This is a genomic window from Mesorhizobium sp. M1A.F.Ca.IN.020.06.1.1 (genome assembly GCF_004023265.1).
Classification (GTDB): Bacteria; Pseudomonadota; Alphaproteobacteria; order Rhizobiales; family Rhizobiaceae; genus Mesorhizobium.
Genome location: NZ_RZSR01001301.1, coordinates 1 through 1,283, shown reverse-complemented (window position 1 = coordinate 1,283; position 1,283 = coordinate 1). Strand labels below are relative to the sequence as shown.

The window sequence follows — 1,283 nt, the reverse complement described above, 5'->3', positions numbered from 1 at the left end:
GAGCAAGGTGGTCTTGCCGCAGCCGGACGGCCCGAGCAGCGCATAGGCGCCGCCGTCCTCGAAGGTGTGATGCACTTCCTTCAGCGCGAAATCCGAATCCTTCTTTGGATTGGTCAGGTAGGAGTGGCGGATGTGGTTGACGTCGATGCGTGCCATCGCTCCCTCCTCAAGCCGCCAGCTTCGACGCAGTCACCGCGCGGCCGTTCTGGTCGAAGACCATGATGTGGCGCGGGTCGATGAACACCTCGACCTCGTCGTCGGTCTCGAAATCGAGGATGCCGTGCGCGAGCATCACCCAGCGCGCGTCGGCGAAGTCGAGATGGACGAAGCTTTCCGAGCCGGTGATCTCGGTGATGGTGACCTTGGCCCGCACCGGCACGGCGCCGGGGTTGGGACGCTCCAGCGACAAATGGTGCGGCTGGAAGCCGATCGTGTAGCTGGCATCCGGAATGCCGAGCAGTTCGGGCGGCACCGGCAGCTTCACGCCTCCTTCGAGAAGGAAGTCCGATCCCTTCTTGGCGAGCACAATGGTGTTGAGCGGAGGGTCGGCGAAGGTCCGCGCCGTCACCAGGTCGACCGGCTTGCGGAAAACCTCGACGGTTGGGCCGAACTGCGTGACGCGACCTTCCGAAAGCGTCGCGGTGTTGCCGCCGAGCAAAAGCGCCTCGTGCGGCTCGGTCGTGGCATAGACGAAGATCGTGCCCGCCGCGGCGAAAATCTTCGGCAATTCGGCGCGCAACTCCTCGCGCAGCTTGTAGTCGAGATTGGCGAGCGGCTCGTCGAGCAGCACCAGGCTGGCGTTCTTGACGATGGCGCGGGCAAGCGCCGTGCGCTGCTGCTGGCCGCCCGAGAGGTTGAGCGGCGTGCGGTCGAGATAGGGCGTGAGCTTGAGAAGTGCCGCAGCGTTGCGCACCTCCTTGTCGATCCTGGCCTGTTCGATGCCGGCAACCCGAAGCGGCGAGGCGATGTTCTCGTACACCGTCATCGCCGGGTAGTTGATGAATTGCTGGTAGACCATGGCGACGTTGCGCTTCTGCACCGGCTGTCCGGTGACGTCCTTGCCGTCGAACCAGACCGAGCCGGAAGTTGGCGCGTCGAGCCCGGCCATCAGCCGCATCAGGCTGGTCTTGCCGGAAAGCGTCGGCCCGAGCAGGACATTCAGCGAGCCGTGCTGAAGCGTCAGCGACACGTCGCGGATATGCTCCTGCGCGCCGACCGTCTTCGTCACGTTCCTCAATTCCAGCATCACGCCTCCTCCCAGGCCTTGCGCATCAGCGCTCGAT

At 64.6% G+C, this 1,283-nt stretch carries 2 protein-coding genes; both read right to left on the bottom strand.

All coding sequences use genetic code 11. The annotated features are described in order from the left end of the window. Positions 1 to 156 (bottom strand): ATP-binding cassette domain-containing protein (locus EOA60_RS33470; protein WP_128312647.1); only part of this gene is annotated, 156 nt, incomplete at its 3' end. A 10-nt stretch (positions 157 to 166) separates the two neighbouring features. Next, positions 167 to 1,246 (bottom strand): ABC transporter ATP-binding protein, encoded by a 1,080-nt coding sequence (locus tag EOA60_RS33465; protein WP_095825324.1) that lies wholly within the window; start codon positions 1,244 to 1,246, stop codon positions 167 to 169. Positions 1,247 to 1,283 lie beyond the last annotated feature (37 nt).